Source organism: Pseudomonas sp. KBN10P06128 (genome assembly GCF_037574945.1).
In the GTDB taxonomy this organism is placed as follows: domain Bacteria; phylum Pseudomonadota; class Gammaproteobacteria; order Pseudomonadales; family Pseudomonadaceae; genus Pseudomonas; species Pseudomonas aeruginosa.
Window position 1 is genome coordinate 2,484,853 of record NZ_JBBELR010000001.1, and the last position, 20,289, is coordinate 2,505,141.

Consider the following 20,289-nt stretch of genomic DNA (forward strand, 5'->3'; position numbering starts at 1 on the left):
ATGAGGACGCCGGCCATGTCTACCCACCTGTCTCTGCAACATGCCCAACGCTGCATCGCGGCGGCCATTGCCGAAGCGCGGCGGCAGCGCCTGGCGGTCTGCGTCGCGGTGGTCGACGCCCATGCCAACCTGCTGGCGTTCGTACGGATGGACGACAGCGTTCCCGGTGCCATCGACCTGGCCCAGCGCAAGGCGCGCAGCGCCGCGCTGTTCCGCCTGCCCAGCGGCGAGCTGGGCCGACTCGCCGGGCCGGGCCAGCCGTTGTGGAGCATCGAGCAGAGCAACGGCGGGCTGGCCTGCTTCGCCGGCGGCATGCCGCTGGGCGATGCCGGCGGTTCCTGCCTGGGTGGCGTCGGCGTCTCCGGCGCCAGCGCGGCCCAGGACCAATCCATCGCCGAGGCCGCCGTGGCCATGGCAACAATCCAGAGGTAATCGAGATGAAACAGAAGCGAATCCTGGTGACCGGGGCCGGCAGCGGCTTCGGTCGGGAAGTGGCGTTGCGCCTGGCCGCCCGCGGCCATCGGACGATCGCCGGCGTGCGCGGCGCCGGGCAGGCCGCCGACCTGCGCGAAGAGGCCGGGCGGCGTGGCGTCCCGCTGCGGGTGGAAACCCTCGACATCACCGTCGCCGCCGATCGCGAACGCGCCTGGGAATGGGATATCGACGTGCTGCTGAACAACGCCGGCAGCGCCGAGGCCGGGGCCAGCGCGGAGATCCCGCTGGAACTGGTGCGCGCGCTGTTCGAGACCAACGTGTTCGCCAACCTGGAACTGACCCAGGGTTTCGTCCGGCGCATGGTCGAGCAGAAGCGTGGCGGCAAGGTGCTCTTCGTGTCGTCCATCGCCGGCCTGATCACCGGTCCCTATACCGGCCCCTACTGCGCCTCCAAGCATGCCCTGGAGGCCTTCGCCGAGGCCCTGCATGCCGAGCTGAAGCCGTTCGGCATCCAGGTCGGCACCATCAATCCCGGCCCGTACCAGACCGGTTTCAACGATCGCATGATGGAAACCTGGAAACGCTGGTACGACCCGCAGCGTCACTTCACCGACCACAGCGGCGTGCGCTTTCCCTTCGAGCAGTACGATCCGGAGGAAATGATCGCGCGGATGGTCGAGCTGGCCGAGGCCGACGAAGGACCGTTCCGCACCCTGTTGCCGGAAGCTTTCGTCGAGGTGGTGAAGGACGAGCAGGTGCAGGCCTGGCAGCGCCGCCTGTAGCGGTCTGCCGCTGCGCCGGGGAGGGCGGCGGCCGGATCGGCGGCCGCCGCTTCGCTCAGCCCCTGCGCAGCAGGACCCGGGTCACCCGGCGTTCTTCCACTTCCACCACCCGCAGTTCCCAGTCCTGCCACTGCAGGCGGTCGCCGATCACCGGCAGGCGGTCGAGCAGGCTCATCACCAGCCCGGCGAGGGTCTGGTAGTCCTCCGTGGCGCGCGCGTCGAACCCCACGCGTCGACGCACCTGGCTGAGGTTCATGGCACCGCTGACCAGATAGCCGTCGTTCTCCTCGACCACGTCCGGACCGTCGATCTCGCTGGCGTCGGGCAGCTCGCCGGCGATGGATTCGAGAATGTCGGTCAGGGTCAGCAGGCCGATGAATTCGCCGAACTCGTTGACCACGAAGGCCACGTGGGTCGAGGCCTCGCGCATCTGCTCCAGGGCGTTGAGGATCGAGCAGTCCTGCAACAGGTTGAGCGGCTGGCGGGCCAGGCTTTCCAGGTCCGGCTGGGCGCCGGCGAGCAGCTCCTTGAGCAGTTCCTTCTTGTGCACGTAGCCCAGCGGCTCCTCGACGCGCCCGTCGCGCACCAGCGGCAGGCGCGAGTAGGACGATTCGAGCAGCGCCGCGCGGATCGCCTCGCGGCCGCTGTCGAGGTCGATGCAGTCGACCTCGGCGCGTACCGTCATCAGGCTGCGGATGGGCTTCTCGGCCAATTGCAGCACGCCGCTGATCATCACCCGCTCGCGGCGGTCGAAGACCACCTGGTCGTCGCCCTCCTCGAACAGGTCGGCGACTTCCTCGCCGACCTCGTCGGCCTCCAGGCGCTGGCCGCCGAGCAGGCGCAGCACCGCATGGGCGGTACGCGCGCGCAGCGGGCGGTGGCCCTGCAGGCTCTTCTTGCGGCGCTTGCGGGCGACCTGGTTGAACACCTCGATGAGGATCGAGAAGCCGATGGCCGCGTACAGGTAGCCTTTCGGGATATGGAAGCCCAGGCCCTCGGCAGTCAGGCTGAAGCCGATCATCATCAGGAAGCCCAGGCACAGCATGATCACCGTCGGGTGACGATTGACGAAGCGGGTCAGCGGCTTGCTGGCGACGATCATCAGGCCGATGGAGACGATCACCGCGATCATCATCACTTCCAGGTGCTCGACCATGCCCACCGCGGTGATCACCGCGTCGAGCGAGAACACCGCGTCGAGCACCACGATCTGCGCGACGATCGGCCAGAACAGCGCGTAGGTCTTGTTGCCGGCGTGCTGGGCGACATGGCCTTCGAGGCGTTCGTGCAGCTCCATGGTGGCCTTGAACAGCAGGAACACGCCACCGAACAGCATGATCAGGTCGCGGCCGGAGAAGCTCTTGCCGAATACCTCGAACAGCGGCTCGGTGAGGGTCACCATCCACGAGATGCTCGCCAGCAGGCCCAGGCGCATCAGCAGCGCCAGCGACAGGCCGAGGACCCGGGCGCGGTCGCGCAGGTGCGGCGGCAGCTTGTCGGCGAGGATCGCGATGAACACCAGGTTGTCGATGCCGAGGACGATCTCCAGCACGATCAGGGTCGCCAGGCCGAGCCAGGCAGTCGGGTCAGCTATCCATTCCATGTGCGCTTACCTCCCGGTCCGGCTGGCCGTCGCGCTGGCGCGACGCTGCACGGCGCGGCTGCGGCAGCCGGCGGTGACGGAGGGGGACGAGGCGAGGGATTCGGCGTCGAGGGGCGGACGCAGGTGGCGAAGGCGAAGCGGGGAGGGTTGTCCGGAAGGACGACTGGGGGGCTCCGAAAGGGTGGTCATGATGGCCATTGAGAGTCAAAGGGAAGTCGATCCTACTGTGTCGCGGGCCCTCGCCACAGCGGGAAACTATTACAAAACCTTAGGCGAAACCCGTGCCGGCGCTAGACTGGGCGGAACCCCGCCACTGCGAGCAGACATGAGCACCGAGGATTTCGACGCGATCACCGCCACCACCCTGGCCGACTATCAGCGCAACGCCGAAGGCTTCCGCGAGGGCACCCGCGGCCATGACGTGAGCCAGAACGTCGAGGCGCTGCTGCGCCATATCGACGGGCCGCCGCCGTACCGGATCCTCGATTTCGGCTGCGGTCCCGGGCGCGACCTGGCCACCTTCCGCCGCCTCGGCCACCAGCCGGTGGGACTCGAAGGCACGCCGCGCTTCGTCGAGATGGCCAGGGCCGACAGCGGTTGCGAGGTATGGCAACAGAATTTCCTGGCGCTGCGACTGCCGGCTGGGCACTTCGACGGCATCTTCGCCAACGCCAGCCTGTTCCATGTGCCCGGCAGCGCCTTGCCGCGGGTGCTCGGCGAACTCTTCGAAGCGCTGCGGCCGGGCGGCGTGCTGTTCAGCTCCAACCCGCGCGGCGACAACCGCGAGGGCTGGAATGGCCAACGCTACGGTGCCTACCACGATTACCCGGCCTGGAAACGCCTGCTGGAGGAAGCCGGTTTCGTCGAGCTGGAGCACTACTACCGGCCGCCGGGCCTGCCGCGCGAGCAGCAGCCCTGGCTGGCGAGCGTCTGGCGGCGCCCCGTCTGAAGGCGCCCCGTCTGAAGGCGCTAGAGGGTCTGCCGGTGCGGCGTGCCGAGCACGCTGCGGTACTGGTCGAGGCGCTTCGGCGAGAGGTCGCTGCGTTCCAGGCTGTCGAGGGCGTAGGACTTGATTTCGGCGTCGCTGTAGGGGCGCTCGACGCTGCGCGGCGGGTTGGCGCAACCGGCCAGGACGACCAGGCTGGCGGCCAGGGAGACGATCAGGGACTTGCTCATGGCGGATTCCTCGAAATGTTCCTCGATGCTATCGGTGGTCCCCCCTGTCCAGGAAATCAGGCCTATTAATAATGAATATCTGGCGAATTGAGTCTAGGTCCCGCCAGCCGTGGGTTCTAGTCGACCAAAGGCGAGGTTGTGGCGGCATGTTTCGCCAACCGGCCGCGCGCTCGCGGTCCGGTCGGCTAGGGGTTTCAACCGGCCGCCTGCGGCAGGCTCGGGTAGTCGGTGTAGCCGGCGGCGCCGCCACCGAAGTAGGTCGAGCGGTCGCCGTCGGCCAGCGCCAGGTCGTGCTCCAGGCGGTAGGGCAGGTCAGGGTTGGCGATGAACGGCCGGCCGAAGCCGATCAGGTCGGCCCAGCCCTTGGCCAGGGCTTCCTCGGCGCGCGCCTTGGTGTACATGCCGGAGTAGATCAGGCTGCCACGGTAGACGATGCGCAACGCTTCCTTGAACGCCGCCGGCATGGCCGGGGCGTCTTCCCAGTCGGCCTCGGCGATGTGGATGTAGGCTACGCCGATCTCGTCCAGTAGCCGCGCCGCGGCCAGGTAGGTGGCTTGCGGGGTGTCGTCGACCGCGCCCTGCAGGGTGGTCAGCGGCGCCAGGCGCACGCCGATGCGCTCCCTGCCGACCACCGCGGTGACCGCCTCGGCGACTTCGCGGAGGAAGCGCAGGCGGTTCTCCAGCGAGCCGCCGTATTGGTCGTTGCGCGCATTGGCCTGGGAGTCGATGAACTGGTTGATCAGGTAGCCGTTGGCGCCGTGCAGCTCGACCCCGTCGAAGCCGGCGTCGAGGGCGTTGCGTGCGGCCTGGGCATAGTCGGCGACGATCTCCCGGATTTCCTCCACGGCCAGCGCGCGCGGCGCCGAGTGCTGGACCATCTCGCCGCCGCCGGCCTGCGCTCCGCGGCCTTGGGGATCGACGAAGACCTTCACGCCTTCGGCCACCAGCGCCGAGGAGGACACCGGGGCGGCGTTGCCCGGTTGCAGCGAGGTGTGCGAGACCCTGCCGACGTGCCAGAGCTGGGCGAAGATGCGCCCGCCGGCGGCGTGCACCGCGTCGGTGACCTGGCGCCAGCCGGCGACCTGCTCGGCGCTGTGGATGCCCGGTGTCCAGGCGTAGCCCTGGCCCTGCCGGCTGATCTGGGTGCCTTCGGAAACGATCAGGCCGGCGCCGGCGCGCTGGCTGTAGTACTCGGCCATCAGCGCGGTGGCGACTTCACCACTGGCGGCGCGGGAACGGGTCATCGGCGGCATGACGATGCGATTGGGGAGGGTCAGGTGGCCAAGGGCATAGGGGCTGAACAGCATGATGGCGATCTCGCTCGTGAGGCCGGCCGTGGCGCGGCGCGCTGGAAGAAGGTGAGCGCATTATTGGCGGAACGATTCGTGCGAAAAACCGCTGCCGGGGAAAATGACACTTGAGTTCAATTCATGAATGCCCGGATAGCGCGTTCCCGACACCGGCGGGTAGGGCGCACCGAGGGAGGAGGAATGGCCTATGACGCGCTGCGTCAGGCGGGTAGGGCGAATAACGCCCCCGGCGTTATCCGCCGAGCGGAATCGCAGGCGGGTGAGAAATGCCGGATGAAGCATCGCGTCCTGCGCCCCACGCCAGGCGGGCAGGGCGAAGAGGGCGCTCCGGCCTATTGCAGGCCGTACTTCTTCACCTTGTCGAACAGCGTGGTCTTGGCCATGCCCAGGTCCTGGCTGGCCTGGGTCAGGTTGCCGTGGTGGCGGGCCAGGGCGTCGCCGAGCAGGGCCTTCTCGAATGCCTCCACCGCTTCGGCGAAGCGCGGGCCGCCGGTCTGTACGGCCTGGCCGCCCTTGTTGAACACCGGCAGGCCGAGGGCGAAGCGTTCGGCGACGTTGCGCAGTTCGCGTACGTTGCCCGGCCAGTCGTGGGCCATCAGGCTGGCCACGGTGGCACGGTCGAGTTCCGGCGCGGGGCGGTCGAAGCGGAGCGAGGATTGCTGGAGGAAGTGTTCGAAGAGCAGCAGGATGTCCTCGCGGCGGTCGCGCAGTGCCGGCAGTTCCAGGCTCACCACGTTGAGCCGGTAGTAGAGGTCGCTGCGGAACTGGCCGCTCTTGCCCATGGCGGCGAGGTCCGCCTTGGTCGCCGCGATCACCCGGCAGTCCACCGGGATCGACTGGTTCGAGCCGAGGCGTTCCAGGGTGTGTTCCTGCAACACCCGCAGCAGCTTGATCTGCAGGTTGACCGGCATGCTCTCGATCTCGTCGAGGAACAGCGTGCCGCCGTTGGCATGCTCGATCTTGCCGATCCGCCGCTTGTTGGCACCGGTGAAGGCGTGCGCCTCGTGGCCGAATATCTCGCTGTCGAACAGGTTCTCCGGCAGGCCGCCGCAGTTCAGCGCGACGAAGGCATGCTGGTGGCGCCGGCTGTAGTCGTGGAGGCAACGCGCCACCAGCTCCTTGCCGGTGCCGGTCTCGCCGAGGATCAGCACGTTGGCCGAGGTGTCGCCGACGTTGGCGATCAGCTCGCGCAACGCCTGGATCGCCGGCGAGCGGCCGATGATCCGTTGCGCCAGGTCCTGGCGGCCGGCCAACTGGCGACGCAGCGCGCTGACCTCGCGGGCCAGCCCGCGCTGCTCCAGGGCGCGGCGGGCGACCTCGACCAGGCGTTCCGGAGAGAAGGGCTTCTCCATGAAGTCGTAGGCGCCGGCGTGCATCGCCTGTACCGCCATGGAGATGTCGCCGTGACCGGTGATCAGCACCACCGGCAGGCTCGGGTCGAGGGCCTTGAGACGCTCCAGCAGGGTCAGGCCGTCGATGCCGGGCAGGCGGATGTCGCTGACGACGATGCCGGCGAAGTCGCGGTCGACCCGTTGCAGCGCCTCCTCGGCGCTGCCGACGCCGATGCAGGGGATGTCCTCCAGCTCCAGCGCCTGCTGGCAGCCGAGCAAGACATGCGGATCGTCTTCGACGATCAGGACGGAAAGCGGCTCGTTCATCGGGCGGGACTCGCAGTCGGGGAATCGGGAACCAGGGACAGGCTCAGCTCGAAGGCGGTTCCGCCGCTTTCGGGGTGCTGCACGCTGAGGCTGCCGCCGGCGGCGGTGGCCAGGCTGGCCGAGAGGGTCAGGCCGAGGCCCAGGCCATGTTCGCCGGGCTTGGTGGTGAAGAAGGGTTCGAACAGGTGGACGCGCGCCGCCGGCGGGATACCGGGGCCGTTGTCGCGCACGCGCAGGACGTAGCGCTCCTCCTCGCGCCGGCCTTCCAGCCAGAGCTGGCGGTCGGCCTGCCCGCTCATGGCGTCGAGGGCGTTGGCCAGCAGGTTGACCAGGATCTGCTCCAGGCGGGTCTGGTCGATGCCCAGGCGCACATCGTCGAAATGCCGGTGCAGGGTCGGCGGGTCCTGCTCCAGGCGCCCGTGCAGGATCAGCAGCGCCGCGTCCACCGCCTTGGCCAGGCTGGCCTGGCCGGCGTCGTCGCTGCGCCGGGCGAAGGCACGCAGGCTGGCGGTGATGCGGCCCATGCGGTCGACCAGTTCATTGATGGTGGCGAGGTTGGTGCTGGCGGTCTCCAGCTTGCCGCGCTGGAGGAAGCGCACGGTGTTGCCGGACAGCGTACGCAGTGCCGCCAGCGGTTGGTTGAGTTCGTGGGCGATGCTGGTGGACATCTGCCCGATCACCGCCAGCTTGCCGGCCTGGACCAGTTCGTCCTGGGCCTTGCGCAGGGTGTCCTCGGCCTGCTGGCGCTCGTGGATCTCGGCAGTCAGGCGTGCGTTGCTGGCCTGCAGGTCGGCGGTGCGTTCGGCGATCTTCACTTCCAGCTCGCCGTTGGCCCGTTGCAGCGCCTCGCGCGCGGCGAGGCGGGTGGCGAGTACCTTGCGCCGCTCGTTCCAGGCGATCAGCAGGAAGGCCAGGAGGGCGAAACCGATGGCGGCCAGCATGCCATTGCGCACCGCGTCGCGGCGCAGGTCTTCCAGCGGGCTGAGCAGGGTCAGGTTCCACGGCGTGTCATTCAGCGCGCGGGTCTGCGCCAGGTAGGTGACCGCTTCGCCGCGCGGGTGCTGCTCATCAGCGGGGAAACTGAGCTTCTCCACTCCGGCGGCCAGCGGCTCGCGCAGCAGCGGCTGCCACTCGTTCAGCGCCCACCAGTAGTACTGCATGCTGCGCGCCAGGCGCTCCTTGTCGTCGGCGCTCAGGGAGCGCACCGCCTTCAGGCGCAGGGCAGGGTTGCTGGAGAGGATGATGATGCCGTTCTCGTCGCTGACGAAGGCTTCCAGGCGCGCCTTCTCCCAGCGCTCCTCGAGGGCGTCCATCTTCACCTTGACCACCGCCACGCCGATGATCCGGCCGCCGTGGACCAGGCCGTGGGCCAGGTAGTAGCCCGGCTCGCCGCGGGTGCTGCCGATGCCGTAGAAGCGGCCCGGCTTGCCCTTCATCGCGTCCTGCCAGTAGGCGCGGAACGACAGGTCCTCGCCGAGGTAGCTGTCCGGGTCGCTCCAGTTGCTGGTGGCCAGGACCCGGCCGTTGGTGTCCAGCAGGTACACCGCGCGGCTGCCGGCGCGGCGGTTGAGGCCTTCGAGGTAGGCGTTGACCTGGTTGCGCCGGTATGGCGTCGGGTCGGTGAGCAGGTGGCTGACGCTGCGCTCCAGCTCCAGCAGGCTGGGCAGGTAGGTGTACTTGCTGATCTCGCTCTCGACCGTCCGCGCATGCAGCTCCAGCTGGCGTTCGCCATTCTCGGCGAGGGCACGGATGCCGGCGCTCTCGCTGACCCGGTAGCCGCCGTAGCCGAAGCCGAGCATCAGCAGGAGCAGGGGAATGGGGAGCAGCAACTGGCGGACGAGGCGGGGCTTCACGGTCAGTGACGGAGGTACGCTGCAGGGCGGGTCGGGGGATTCCATCACAGTCGTCGCGGCTAGGCCAGCCCGCCGCCACGATGGGCGGCGGAGCGGGCGGTTTTCCGGCACGGCCGGCAGGCGGCGCCGGAAGGGTTCACTCAGTATTCCCAGAAGATCCGTTGCAGCTCCTTGCTGTCCTGGGTCTTGGTCATCGCGACCGCGGCCAGGATGCGCGCCTTCTGCGGGTTCAGGTCGTGGGCGACGATCCAGTCGTTCTTGTCGTCCGGCTGCTCGGCGTTGCGCAGGACGAAGCCGCCGGCATTGACGTGCGAGGAGCGGATGATCTGCACGCCCTGCTTGCGCAGTTCCTGCAGGGTCGGCACCACGCGCGCGGGCACCGAGCCGTTGCCGGTGCCGGCATGGATGATCGCCTTGGCGCCGGCCTGGGCCAGGGCCTTGTAGGCGGTGTCGCTGACGTTGCCGTAGCTGTAGGCGATTTCCACCGGAGCCAGCGCGGAGATCTGCTTGATGTCGAACTCGGAGTTCACCGTGTGCCGCTTCACCGGTGCGCGGAACCAGTAGCTCTTGCCTTCGACCACCATGCCCAGCGGGCCCCACGGGCTCTTGAACGCTTCGGTCTTGATGTTGACCATCTTGCTCGCGTCGCGGCCGGAGAGGATCTCGTCGTTCATCGTGATCAGCACGCCCTTGCCGCGCGCCGACTTGTCGCCGGCCACCGCCACGGCGTTGTACAGGTTGAGCATGCCGTCGGCGGACATCGCGGTGCCCGGGCGCATCGAGCCGACCACCACGATGGGCTTCTCGGTGTGCTCGACCAGGGTCAGGAAGTAGGCGGTCTCTTCCAGGGTGTCGGTACCGTGGGTGATCACGATGCCGTCGACGTCGTCGCTATCGGCCAGCTTGGCGACGGTCTTGCCCAGTTCCAGCAGGTTCTCGTTGGTGAAGCTTTCCGAGGCGATCTGGAACACCTGTTGGCCGCGGACGTTGGCGATGTCCTTGAGCTGCGGCACGCTGGCCAGCAGTTGGTCGACCGGCACCTTGGCGGCGGTGTAGGTGGCGCTGTTGGCGGCGCTGGCGCCGGCGCCGGCGATGGTACCGCCGGTGGCCAGGATGACCACGTTGGACAGTTTCTGTTGCGGTGCGACTTCCTTGGCCTGGGCGGCCTGCGGCAGCAGGAGCATCAGGGCCATAACACCGGGGGCGAACGCGTGGAGCAATGGCTTCATGGCGATATCTCGTGTCGGTAGGTTGGTAGGGTTATCGTCGTTGCACGCAATCAGGCGCGGGCGGCGTCGGCCGCCCGCCGTCCTGTCAGGGTTTCACCACCAGGCCGACGCCGCGGCCACGGGGATCGGAGGCGGTCTCCAGGGCCTTGCCGTCGACGCGGATGGCCTGGATATCGCCCATGTTCCAGCCTTGGTCCTCCAGGGTGTAGCCCATCGCCTTCAGCTCCTCGGCGACCTTGCCGGCGAGCGGCGCGTAGGCGTCGTAGTAGATCGTGTCCTTGGGCAGCAACTGGTGGTGCACGCGCTGCGCGGCCACGGCCTTCTCCAGCGGCAGGTGGAAGTCGTAGATGTTGTTCAGCACCTGGAAGATCGAGGTGAAGATCCGCGAGCCGCCGGGCGTGCCGACCACCAGGCTGACCTTGCCGTCGCGGGTGACGATGCTCGGGCTCATCGAGGAGAGCATGCGCTTGCCCGGCTCGATGGCGTTGGCGTCGCTGCCGACCACGCCGAAGGCGTTGGCCACGCCCGGTTTGGCGCTGAAGTCGTCCATCTCGTCGTTGAGCAGGAAGCCGGCGCCCTTGACCACCACGCCGCTGCCGAAGTCCCAGTTGAGGGTGTAGGTGTTGCTCACCGCGTTGCCGTCGGCGTCGACGATGGAGAAGTGCGTGGTCTGGTGCGGTTCCAGGCCGGGACGGACCTTCTCGGTCGGCGAGATCGCCGTCGGGTTGACCTCGGCGGCACGCTGCTTCAGGTATGCCGGATCGGTCAGGCGCGCCACCGGGACCTTGGAGAAGTCCGGATCGCCGAGGTAGTCGGCGCGGTCGGCGAACACGCGTTTCTCGATCTCCGCCAGCAGGTGGATGTAGCGCGCGGAATTCAGCTCGACGCCCTTGAAGTCGGCGGCACGGTTTTCCTTGATGCCCAGCAACTGGGCCAGGGCGATCCCGCCGGAGCTTGGCAGCGGCGCGGTATAGAGCGTGTTGCCCTGCCAGTCGACGCGCATCGGTTCGCGCCACCTGACCTTGTAGTCGGCGAGGTCCTGGTGGGTGATCAGTCCCTTGTCCTGCTGCATCTGTGCCACCAGCAGGTCGGCGGTATGGCCTTTGTAGAACTCGTCCGGGCCCTTGTCGGCGATACGCTCCAGGGTCTTCGCCAGGTCCGGCTGGAGGAACGCCTCGCCGGCCTTCATGTGGCCGAAGTAGTCGCCGAAGTTGGTCTTGCCGTTGAACAGCGCGACGGCGTCCTGGCGGTACTGGAACTGCTTGTCGGCGACCTTGAAGCCCTTTTGCGCGTAGCCGATGGCCGGGGTCAGCAGCTCGCTCCAGGGCAGCTTGCCGAAACGCTTGTGGGCTTCCCAGAGGCCCATCACGGTGCCCGGCACGCCGGCGGCCTTGGCGCCGACCAGGCTGAGGTTCTCGATCACCTCGCCCTTGTCGTCCAGGTACATGGTCTTGCTCGCGGCCTTCGGCGCCACCTCGCGGTAGTCGAGGAAGTACGGCTTGCCGTCCATGTACAGGGTCATGAAGCCGCCGCCGCCGATGTTGCCGGCCTCGGGGTAGGTGACCGCCAGGGTGAAGGCGGTGGCCACCGCGGCGTCCACCGCGTTGCCGCCGGCCTTGAGGATCTGCGCGGCGACCTTGGCGCCGTACTCGTCGGGCGCGGCGACGGCGCCGCCGTCGAGCGTGGCGGCGAAGGCCGAGGAGGATGCGGCGGCAATGGCGACGCCGAGGGACAGGGTTCTGAAGAGCACAGGTTGCATGGGCTTTCCCTATTTATTGTTATCGCAGGCGAGGGTAGAGCAGGCCCCCGCCGGGCGGGCCGGCGAGGGCGGGTACATCAGTGCGGGAGGATCTTGGCGAGGAACTGCTGGGCGCGTTCGGAGCGGGCGCTGACGTCGCCGAAGAACTCCTCCTTCTCGCAGTCTTCCACGATCTGCCCGCGGTCCATGAAGATCACCCGGTTGGCGACCTTGCGCGCGAAGCCCATCTCGTGGGTCACGCACATCATGGTCATGCCTTCGTGGGCCAGCTGGACCATCACGTCGAGCACTTCGTTGACCATTTCCGGGTCGAGCGCCGAGGTCGGCTCGTCGAACAGCATCACCACCGGGTCCATCGCCAGCGCGCGGGCGATCGCCACGCGCTGCTGCTGGCCGCCGGAGAGCTGGCCGGGGTGCTTGTGCGCGTGCTCCTTGAGACCGACGCGCTCGAGCAGGGCCAGGCCCTTCTTGGTGGCTTCTTCCTTGCTGCGGCCGAGCACCTTGATCTGCGCGATGGTCAGGTTCTCGGTGATGCTCAGGTGGGGGAACAGCTCGAAATGCTGGAACACCATGCCGACCCGCGAGCGCAGCTTGGGCAGGTTGGTCTTCGGATCGGCGATGGAGGTGCCGTCGACGACGATGTCGCCCTTCTGGAAGGGTTCCAGTGCGTTGACGCACTTGATCAGGGTCGACTTGCCCGAGCCGGACGGCCCGCAGACCACCACCACTTCGCCTTTCGCAACCTCGGTGGAGCAGTCGGTCAGGACCTGGAAGTCGCCATACCACTTGCTGACATTCTTGATGGAAATCATACGGTTAACCTTTTCTGCAGACGTTTGACGGCGAACGAGGCGGTGAAGCTTACGACGAAGTAGACCAGGCCGGCGAAAATCAGGAACTCGTTGGCCTGGCCGATGATGTCGCCGCGCGAACGGGCCGAATTGAGGAAGTCCATCAGGCCGACGGTATAGACCAGCGAGGTGTCCTGGAACAGGATGATGCTCTGTTGCAGCAGCAGCGGGGTCATCTTGCGGAACGCCTGCGGCAGGATCACCAGGCGCATGGTCTGCCCGTAGGTCATGCCCAGTGCCTGGGCGGCGCCCATCTGGCCTTTCGGGATGGCCTGGATGCCGGCGCGGACGATCTCGCAATAGTAGGCCGCCTCGAACATCATGAAGGCCACCAGGCAGGAGGTGAACGCCCCCACCGGGGTGTCCTCGCCAGTGATCCAGCGCAGGATGAAGGGCACCGCGAAGTAGAACCAGGTGATCACCAGCAGCAGCGGGATCGAGCGGAAGTAGTTGACGTAGAAGCCGGCGATGTTCGACAGCAACTTGCTGTGTGACAGCCGCATCAGCGCCAGCACGGTACCCAGCGCGACGCCGCCGAGGACGCCGAGGACCATCAGCTTGAGGGTCATCAGCATGCCTTCCCAGAGGCTCGGCAGGGCGGGAACGATTCCACTGAAGTCCATCATTTACCTCCTACGGAGATCAGGCCCGGTACGGCGACCTTTCTCTCCACCAGGCGCATGATCAGCATCAGGCTCATGTTCAGCGTGAAGTAGATCAGCGTGGCCAGGGTGAAGGCCTCGAACAGGTTGGCGGAGAACTCGGCGGTCTGCTTGGTCTGCGCCAGCAGCTCCATCAGGCCGATCAGCGACGCCACCGAGGAGTTCTTGAAGATGTTGAGGAACTCCGAGGTCAGCGGCGGGATGATGATCCGGAAGGCCTGCGGCAGCAGCACGTGGCGGTAGATCTGCGGTAGGCGGAAGCCCATCGCGCGGGCCGCCGAGGTCTGCCCGTAGGGCAGCGCCTGGATGCCGGTGCGCACCTGCTCGCAGACCCGCGCGGCGGTGAACAGGCCGAGGCAGACGACCACGCTGAGGTAGGCCGAGGTAGTCGGGTTGAGGTCCTGCTTGAACCAGGTCTGCAGGCCCTCGGGCAGCAGGTCGGGTACCAGGAAGTACCAGATGAACAGCTGCACCAGCAGCGGCACGTTGCGGAAGATTTCCACGTAGGCGGTGGCGATCCCCGATACCAGGCGGTTCGGCACGGTGCGCATGACGCCGAGCAGCGAGCCCAGCGCCAGGGCGATGATCCAGCCGACCAGGGCGATGGCGATGGTCCAGCCCAGACCGGCGATGTACCAGTCGAGGTAGGTTTCGCTGCCGATCCCGGTGGACTTGAAGAACACGCCCCAGTCCCAGTTGTAATTCATGTTGGGGTTTCCCCTCGGTTCAATCGGTTGCAGACACTGGCGGGGAAGGCAGGCGCCGGCGCGGCCGTGCGGGCCGGCGGCGCTGCTCTTCCGGGGGAGACGGCTGGGGAGGGGCAGGCCCCTCCCGCGTCCCCGAGGCCCCGCCGCGAGGCGGGGGCGACGCGCGAAGCGCTGGCGCTCCGGGAGGAACGCCTGGCGCTCGTTACATCTGCTCGGCGGCCTTGTCGGTCGGGCTGGCGATCAGCTTCTTCAGCTCTTCGCTCATGGGGAAGTTGAGGTTCAGGCCCTTCGGCGGGATCGGCTGGGTGAACCACTTGTCGTAGATCTTGTTGACCTCGCCGGAGGCGTAGGTATCGGTGATGGCCTTGTCGACCACTTTCTTGAACGCCGCGTCGCCCTTGCGCACCATGCAGCCGTAGATCTCGAAGGACTGCGGGGTGCCACCGACGACCCAGTCGTCCGGCTTCTTGGCCTTGGCCATTTCGCCGTAGAGCAGCGCGTCGTCCATCATGAAGGCCACCGCGCGGCCGGATTCGAGCATCATGAAGGACTCGCCGTGGTCCTTGGCGGAGATGATGTTCATGCCCATCTTCTTGTCCGCGTTCATGGCCTTGAGCAGGCGCTCGGAGGTGGTGCCGGCGGTGGTCACCACGTTCTTGCCCTTGAGGTCGTCGAAGTCCTTGATGTTGGCGGTCTTCTTCGACAGCAGGCGGGTGCCGACCTCGAAGATGCCGACGGAGAAGTCGACCTGCTTCTGGCGCTCTTCGTTGTTGGTGGTAGAGCCGCACTCGATGTCCACGGTGCCGTTCTGCACCAGCGGGATGCGGGTCTGCGAGGTGACCAGGTTATAGCGGACCTTCAGGTCGGGGAGGTTGAGTTCCTTCTTCACCGCCTCGACCACTTTCAGTTGCAGGTCGTGGGAGTAGCCGATCGGCTTGCCCGGCTCGGTGCCGAGGTAGGAGAAGGGAATCGAAGCGTCACGGTGACCGAGGGTGATGGTGCCGGTGTCCTTGATCTTCTTCAGCGTGCCGGTGAGCTCGTCAGCGACGACCGGAGCGGACAACAGAGCGGCCACGATGGCGGTGCTCAGCAGACTGGGAGCGATACGCATGAATTTCTTCCTCGACTTGTTTTGATTTTTATTGAGCCGCGAGCGCCTGGCCTCTCCGGGACAGGGTGTTTCGCGGTTTTCCCCGGCGGGGGAAGCCACGAGAGTATCGTGCTTGCCGAACAGTGTAGTGGCAGGATGCATGCCAGCTTATGAAATCCGGCTTTTTTTAGACTAACTATTTGAAAGTAAAAGAAATTAAATTTGGATGAAAATGCCCCGAAATGGCCTTTCGTCCGCTCTTCCGAATATTTTCGGGGCATGGCGTTCGGTTTTCCGAACGTTTCGCCGAGGTCCGTTCTTGAGCCATTCCGGGTTTTTCTGACGGTTCGTTCAGAAATTGTTCAGGCTTCGTTCAGGCCCGATTCAGGCCGGGTTCAGCAGAATTCACGCTGCGAGGCGCAAGCCGTCACGTCTTGCCTTCCTTACCTGGCGACGGCCGCCTGGAGTCCCCATGCGCTATCTCATCCTGAGCCTGCTGGCCGTGCTCGCCGCACCTGCCTGGGCTGCCGACGACGGCGACTTCTGGTACCTGCAGACCAGCGTCTACACCCGGCATTTCAACCCGGACCCGGAACACAACAACCACCAGGACCTGCTCGGCCTCGAATACAACCGCGCCGATGGCGTGCTGGCCGGCGGCGCGACCTTTCGCAACTCGTTCAGCCAGCGCTCCAACTACGCCTATCTGGGCAAGCGCTTCGACAGTGACAGCTACCCGGTCTACCTGAAGCTCACCGGCGGCCTATTGCAGGGCTATCGCGGCGAATACCGCGACAAGATCCCGCTGAACCGCTTCGGCGTCGCGCCGGCGATCATCCCCTCGGTGGGCGTTCGTTTCGGCCCGCTGGGCAGCGAGCTGGTGCTGCTCGGCAATTCGGCGGCGATGATCAACCTCGGCCTGCGTCTCTGAGGCCCAGGGCGGGCACGGAACGCTGGCTGGTCTAGGCTGTCGTCTGTTCCCCGAGCCGCGCTCCTGAGCGGTTCGTCACTCGACAGGAGACTCCCATGCAGATCGATCTGAGCGACAAACTGGCAATCGTCAGCGGTTCCACCGCCGGCATCGGCTTCGCCATCGCCAGCGGCCTCGCCGCCGCCGGCGCCACCGTGGTGGTCAACGGACGCAGCCAGGCGGCGGTGGACCGTGCGATCGCGGCGATCCGGAACGGCCAGCCGGATGCCAGGGTACGCGGCGTCGCCGGCGACCTGGGCACGGCGGAAGGCTGCGCGGCTTTCGTTGCGGCCGAGCCGAAGGCGGACATCCTGGTCAACAACCTGGGCATCTTCGAGCTGAAGGACTTCTTCGACATCGAGGACGCCGAGTGGAGCCGCTTCTTCGAGGTCAACGTGATGTCCGGGGTGCGCCTGGCCCGCGCCTACGTCCCGGGAATGGTCGAGCGCGGTTGGGGGCGAGTGGTGTTCCTGTCTTCGGAATCGGCGTTGAACATCCCGGCGGACATGATCCACTACGGCTTCAGCAAGACCGCCAACCTCTCGGTGTCGCGCGGCCTGGCCAAGCGCCTGGCCGGCACCGGGGTGACGGTGAATGCGGTGCTGCCCGGACCGACCCTCACCGAAGGCGTCGCCGAGATGCTCCGCGAGGATGCGCAGAAGGCCGGGCAGAGCATAGAAGAGGCCGGCACCGCCTTTGTCCGGCAGCACCGTTCCAGTTCGATCATCCAGCGCCTGGCGACGCCCGAGGAAGTCGCCAACCTGGTGGTCTACGCCTGCTCGACCCAGGCCTCGGCGACCACCGGCGCGGCCCTGCGGGTCGACGGCGGGGTGCTCGACAGCCTGGCCTGACGAGCGCGCAACGCCAGCGTAAAAATGCTCCTCGGCACTCGCGGCGCGGTACCCGGCGGCCCTGGCCGGTTGCCGCGCCGGCGCCTGGCGGCGGCGCTCGTAAAGCTTGCGTAACGAGGCGCGACAGGAGGCGCCGGCAGGTCTAGAACGGCAGGTACCGTCATTCAGAGGATACCGCCACTCATGTCAGCAGCCTCGTTAGCCACCCTCGACGGGTCGCTCCGCATGACCCCCGTCGAGCAACCCCGACCGCCGGCTCTCGCCGACCTCGGCAGCCGCCTGATGATCGTCGTCGAGCGACGCGAGGACTGGGCCTCCTACCTGCCCAGCGAGGAAGTACTCACCGCCCAGGAATACCTCGAGCAATCGGCGCGCGACCACGGCGGCCGCCGCGTGCAGGTGATCAACCTGTGCCGCGGCTACAAGTACCTCGGCCTCGGCTACTACTGTTCGCTGCTGGCCGAGGCCCGTGGCCACCGGGTGATCCCGTCGCTGCGCTGCATCAGCGAACTGGCTCGCAAGTCGGTCTACGGGCTGGCCCTGGGTGGCCTCGACAAGGCCCTGGACAAGGCGCTGTGCCGTACGCCCTATGGCGCCACCGACGGCTTCACCCTGACCCTGTATTTCGGCCATACCGAGTTCGAGCCGCTGGCCGACCTCGCGCGCCAGTTGTTCGAAGCCTTTCCCTGTCCGATCCTGCTGGTGGAGTTCCGTCGCCAGCAGGGCTGGCATATCGAGGGCGTGCGCCCTGGCGTGCTGAACCGCTTGCGCAGCGACCAGGAGGATGTCTTCGCCGATGCCCTCGACGGTTTCAGCCGGCGCGCCTGGCGCATGCCGCGTTCGCGGCGGGTGGCACGCTACGACATGGCGATCCTGCACGATCCCGACGAAGCGCTGCCGCCGTCCAACCCGCAGGCGCTGGCCAACTTCGTACGGGTCGGCGCCAGCCTCGGCATCGACGTCGAACTGATCGGACGCAAGGACTACGCGCGCCTGGCCGAGTTCGACGCCCTGCTGATCCGCGAGACCACCCGGGTCGACCACCATACCTATCGCTTCGCCGAGAAGGCCGAGCGTGAAGGCCTGGTGGTGATGGACGACCCGGCATCGATCCTGCGCTGCACCAACAAGGTCTACCTGGCCGACCTGCTTGGTTGCCGGCAACTGGGCATGCCGCTCACCGAGATCCTCTACAAGGAACGCCCGCAGGACTGGCAGCGGGTGGCCCGGCGCCTGGGTTTCCCGCTGGTGCTGAAGATTCCCGATGGCTGCTTCTCCCGTGGCGTGGTCAAGGTCAACGACGACAGCGAACTGCTGGCGGCGGCGAGCGAGCTGTTCGAGCGCTCGGTCCTGTTGCTGGCCCAGGAGTTCTTCTACACCGAGTACGACTGGCGCATCGGCGTGCTCGACCGCCAACCGCTGTACGCCTGCCAGTACTTCATGTCGCGCGGCCACTGGCAGATCTACAACCACAAGGCCGACGGCCAGGACGTCAACGGCGAGTGCCGCGCCGTGCCGCTGGAGCAGGTGCCGCCGGCGGTGCTGGAGCTGGCCCTGGAGGCCGCCGGGCGGATCGGCGACGGCCTCTACGGGGTGGACCTGAAGCAGGCCGGCGACAAGGTGCTGGTCATCGAGGTCAACGACAACCCGAATATCGATGCCGGCATCGAGGACGGCCAGCTCGGCGACGAACTCTACAGGCGCATCCTCCAGGCCTTCGTCCAGCGCCTGGAACTCAAGCACCGTGGCCAGTTGAGCAAGGCGCTGCGCTGAGCGGCGCGCCTCAGTCCGGCCGGCGCGTGGCCAGGCGCAGGCCGGAGCCGCGGGCGAGGGCGGCCGGCCTGACGCAACGGACCCGGTAGCGGCCGCGCTCATCGATCTCGATGCCCTGCAACTCGGGAGCGAAACCGGGAAAGTGCTCGCCGAAGGCCTGCAAGGCCAGCAGGTAGTCGATCAGCGCCGGCGATTCCTCGGCCACCCGTTCGCCGGGCAACAGCAGCGGCGTGGCCGCCGGATGGACGCCGACCAGGCTGGCGACCACACGGCCGCCGAGCCTGTCGATCGCCACCGCTTCGGTTTCGTCCCTGACCAGGTGCCCATAGACCGTGGCCGGCGCCAGCGCGGCGTGGCCGGCAGCCCTGGCGGCGGCGTCGGCGAGGGCGGTCAGGTGCAGCCGCAGGCTGGCTTCGTGGATCATCGCGCAGAGTTCGCGCAGGCCGATGTAGCGGTACAGCGGCGAGCTGTCGAGCAACTCCGGCAACACCTGCTTCAGCGGCGCATCGTCGTCGTGCCGGCGTTTGAATTCGCACAGCCTGTCCACCAGCGGCTGCGCGTGTTCCGCCCTGGCGCCCTGGGGAAACAGCAGCAGGAAGCGATAGTCGCCGGTGCGCAACGGGGCGATGCCGTGCCGGCGCAGGTAGCGGCAGACCACCGCGGCGGGTACTCCGAAGCTGGCCGGGCAACCGCGCGAATCGAGGCCGGGGGCGCTCAGGGCGACGCGCAGCGGGTCCAGCCGAGGACTGCTGTCGAGTGTCTCGGCGAGCCCGTGCCAGCGCTTCGCCGGCGTCTCCCGGCCGGCCTCGATGCCAGGCCCCGGGTTGCCCCGCAGTATCTCGAAGAACCACGTATCGCCATCCTCCCTGGCGAGCCGCGCGGCGGCTTCCCAGAGCGCCCGGCGAAAGGCTTCGGCGATGTCGCCGGCGTGCGCCGCCGGGGCTCCTGCGGACCTCTCGCGGTAGGCCGTGGAGAGGTCGTTCAGCGGCGTCGCCAGGTGCTCCGCGGTGCTCTCCGAGCCGATCCGCCACTGCTTGGCCGGCGCCAGATCGAGGCGTGCGCGGCCGTTGTAGCGGGCGCTCACCGGCGTGCGCGGGACCGGCGGGGCATAGTCGCGCAGCCGCCTGGGGCCCGCCGGGGCGCGCCATTCACGCAGGTCGCTGTCGATGCGCTCGGCGATGAAGCGTGCGGGGCCGGCGGCCAGGTTGAAGCATCCCTGGACCTCGTCCAGTAGCTGGCTGGACAACTGCTCGATGCGCAGTTGACGAAACAACAGGAACAGCGGGATGGACGGCGCGACCTGGCGGAGTTCATCGAGCGCCGCTAATTGTGCGGCTTCGTTCTCGCCTGTCGGCTCCGCGACGAGCAGGAGGATGCCGGCGGGGTGCGCGGCGTTGCCGAGAAAATCCAGGGCGACCTTGCGGCTTGGCGCCTGGAAGAGTCGATAGCCGCGTATTTCCAGTTGTCGACAAAGCTCGGAAAGACGATTCGCATCATTGGCCGCGTTTATGTTGGAAGTGACGAGTATTGAATGACGCGAAGGATTGTTTCGAGACATGCTGTTGTCCTTGTCCATTCGA

The 20,289-nt window shown here is 67.3% G+C and carries 18 protein-coding genes; 6 read left to right on the forward strand and 12 right to left on the reverse strand.

Annotated features, from left to right (window positions below):
- Together VQ065_RS11850 and VQ065_RS11855 are read left to right on the forward strand one after the other, a co-directional pair.
- Positions 1–432 (forward strand): GlcG/HbpS family heme-binding protein, encoded by a 432-nt coding sequence (locus VQ065_RS11850; RefSeq protein WP_003133416.1) that lies wholly within the window; start codon positions 1–3, stop codon positions 430–432.
- A 5-nt stretch (positions 433–437) separates the two neighbouring features.
- Positions 438–1,217 carry an SDR family oxidoreductase gene (locus tag VQ065_RS11855; protein WP_003145264.1) on the forward strand — a complete coding sequence of 260 codons (780 nt, stop codon included), beginning with the start codon at positions 438–440 and terminating at the stop codon, positions 1,215–1,217.
- A gap of 55 nt (positions 1,218–1,272) precedes the next feature.
- On the opposite strand, the gene VQ065_RS11860 is transcribed toward VQ065_RS11855, so the two are convergent.
- Complete coding sequence (locus VQ065_RS11860) at positions 1,273–2,820, reverse strand: TerC family protein (protein ID WP_003082751.1); 1,548 nt, start codon at positions 2,818–2,820, stop codon at positions 1,273–1,275.
- 325 nt (positions 2,821–3,145) lie between these two features.
- Between VQ065_RS11860 and VQ065_RS11865 the strand changes: the two genes are divergently transcribed.
- The gene (locus VQ065_RS11865; RefSeq protein WP_003086873.1) at positions 3,146–3,769 is read left to right on the forward strand and encodes a class I SAM-dependent DNA methyltransferase; all 624 of its coding nucleotides are present in this window, start codon (positions 3,146–3,148) and stop codon (positions 3,767–3,769) included.
- Between the two features lie 20 nt (positions 3,770–3,789).
- On the opposite strand, the gene VQ065_RS11870 is transcribed toward VQ065_RS11865, so the two are convergent.
- The 10 genes from VQ065_RS11870 to VQ065_RS11915 all read right to left on the reverse strand — a co-directional run bounded on the left by VQ065_RS11870 (position 3,790) and on the right by VQ065_RS11915 (position 15,136).
- On the reverse strand, positions 3,790–3,996 hold the full coding sequence (locus VQ065_RS11870; RefSeq protein ID WP_003086874.1) for a hypothetical protein: 207 nt from the start codon (positions 3,994–3,996) through the stop codon (positions 3,790–3,792).
- 194 nt (positions 3,997–4,190) lie between these two features.
- Positions 4,191–5,303 carry an alkene reductase gene (locus tag VQ065_RS11875; protein ID WP_003086875.1) on the reverse strand — a complete coding sequence of 371 codons (1,113 nt, stop codon included), beginning with the start codon at positions 5,301–5,303 and terminating at the stop codon, positions 4,191–4,193.
- 335 nt (positions 5,304–5,638) lie between these two features.
- On the reverse strand, positions 5,639–6,964 hold the full coding sequence (locus VQ065_RS11880) for a sigma-54-dependent transcriptional regulator (protein ID WP_003086877.1): 1,326 nt from the start codon (positions 6,962–6,964) through the stop codon (positions 5,639–5,641).
- Positions 6,961–8,862: a sensor histidine kinase gene (locus tag VQ065_RS11885; RefSeq protein WP_015503237.1), complete on the reverse strand. Its 1,902-nt coding sequence runs from the start codon at positions 8,860–8,862 to the stop codon at positions 6,961–6,963. The genes VQ065_RS11880 and VQ065_RS11885 overlap by 4 nt, the downstream gene beginning before the upstream one ends.
- Before the next feature lie 95 nt (positions 8,863–8,957).
- Positions 8,958–10,046 carry an asparaginase gene (locus tag VQ065_RS11890; protein WP_003109247.1) on the reverse strand — a complete coding sequence of 363 codons (1,089 nt, stop codon included), beginning with the start codon at positions 10,044–10,046 and terminating at the stop codon, positions 8,958–8,960.
- A gap of 85 nt (positions 10,047–10,131) precedes the next feature.
- A complete protein-coding gene (gene ggt, locus VQ065_RS11895; protein ID WP_003086881.1) occupies positions 10,132–11,805 on the reverse strand; it encodes a gamma-glutamyltransferase in 1,674 nt (557 codons plus the stop codon).
- 77 nt (positions 11,806–11,882) lie between these two features.
- Positions 11,883–12,617: an amino acid ABC transporter ATP-binding protein gene (locus VQ065_RS11900; protein ID WP_003082761.1), complete on the reverse strand. Its 735-nt coding sequence runs from the start codon at positions 12,615–12,617 to the stop codon at positions 11,883–11,885.
- Positions 12,614–13,282, reverse strand: coding sequence for an amino acid ABC transporter permease (locus VQ065_RS11905; protein WP_003082765.1), 669 nt, complete (start codon positions 13,280–13,282; stop codon positions 12,614–12,616). Before VQ065_RS11905 ends, VQ065_RS11900 begins: the two co-directional genes overlap by 4 nt.
- Entirely contained in the window at positions 13,279–14,025 is a 747-nt protein-coding gene (locus tag VQ065_RS11910; RefSeq protein WP_003082767.1) for an amino acid ABC transporter permease, read from the reverse strand. Before VQ065_RS11910 ends, VQ065_RS11905 begins: the two co-directional genes overlap by 4 nt.
- Before the next feature lie 202 nt (positions 14,026–14,227).
- Positions 14,228–15,136: a glutamate/aspartate ABC transporter substrate-binding protein gene (locus VQ065_RS11915; RefSeq protein WP_003140367.1), complete on the reverse strand. Its 909-nt coding sequence runs from the start codon at positions 15,134–15,136 to the stop codon at positions 14,228–14,230.
- A gap of 451 nt (positions 15,137–15,587) precedes the next feature.
- Here VQ065_RS11915 and pagP point away from each other — a divergent pair, with 451 nt between their 5' ends.
- The 3 genes from pagP to VQ065_RS11930 all read left to right on the forward strand — a co-directional run bounded on the left by pagP (position 15,588) and on the right by VQ065_RS11930 (position 18,709).
- Positions 15,588–16,046 carry a palmitoyltransferase PagP gene (gene pagP, locus VQ065_RS11920; protein WP_003082771.1) on the forward strand — a complete coding sequence of 153 codons (459 nt, stop codon included), beginning with the start codon at positions 15,588–15,590 and terminating at the stop codon, positions 16,044–16,046.
- Positions 16,047–16,141: 95 nt separating this feature from the next.
- Complete coding sequence (locus VQ065_RS11925; protein WP_003086885.1) at positions 16,142–16,936, forward strand: SDR family NAD(P)-dependent oxidoreductase; 795 nt, start codon at positions 16,142–16,144, stop codon at positions 16,934–16,936.
- Between the two features lie 183 nt (positions 16,937–17,119).
- Positions 17,120–18,709: a RimK family alpha-L-glutamate ligase gene (locus VQ065_RS11930; RefSeq protein ID WP_003133393.1), complete on the forward strand. Its 1,590-nt coding sequence runs from the start codon at positions 17,120–17,122 to the stop codon at positions 18,707–18,709.
- Positions 18,710–18,719: 10 nt separating this feature from the next.
- Here VQ065_RS11930 and VQ065_RS11935 read toward each other — a convergent pair whose 3' ends face one another.
- Complete coding sequence (locus VQ065_RS11935; protein WP_014603687.1) at positions 18,720–20,285, reverse strand: Orn/Lys/Arg decarboxylase N-terminal domain-containing protein; 1,566 nt, start codon at positions 20,283–20,285, stop codon at positions 18,720–18,722.
- Positions 20,286–20,289: the final 4 nt, after the last annotated feature.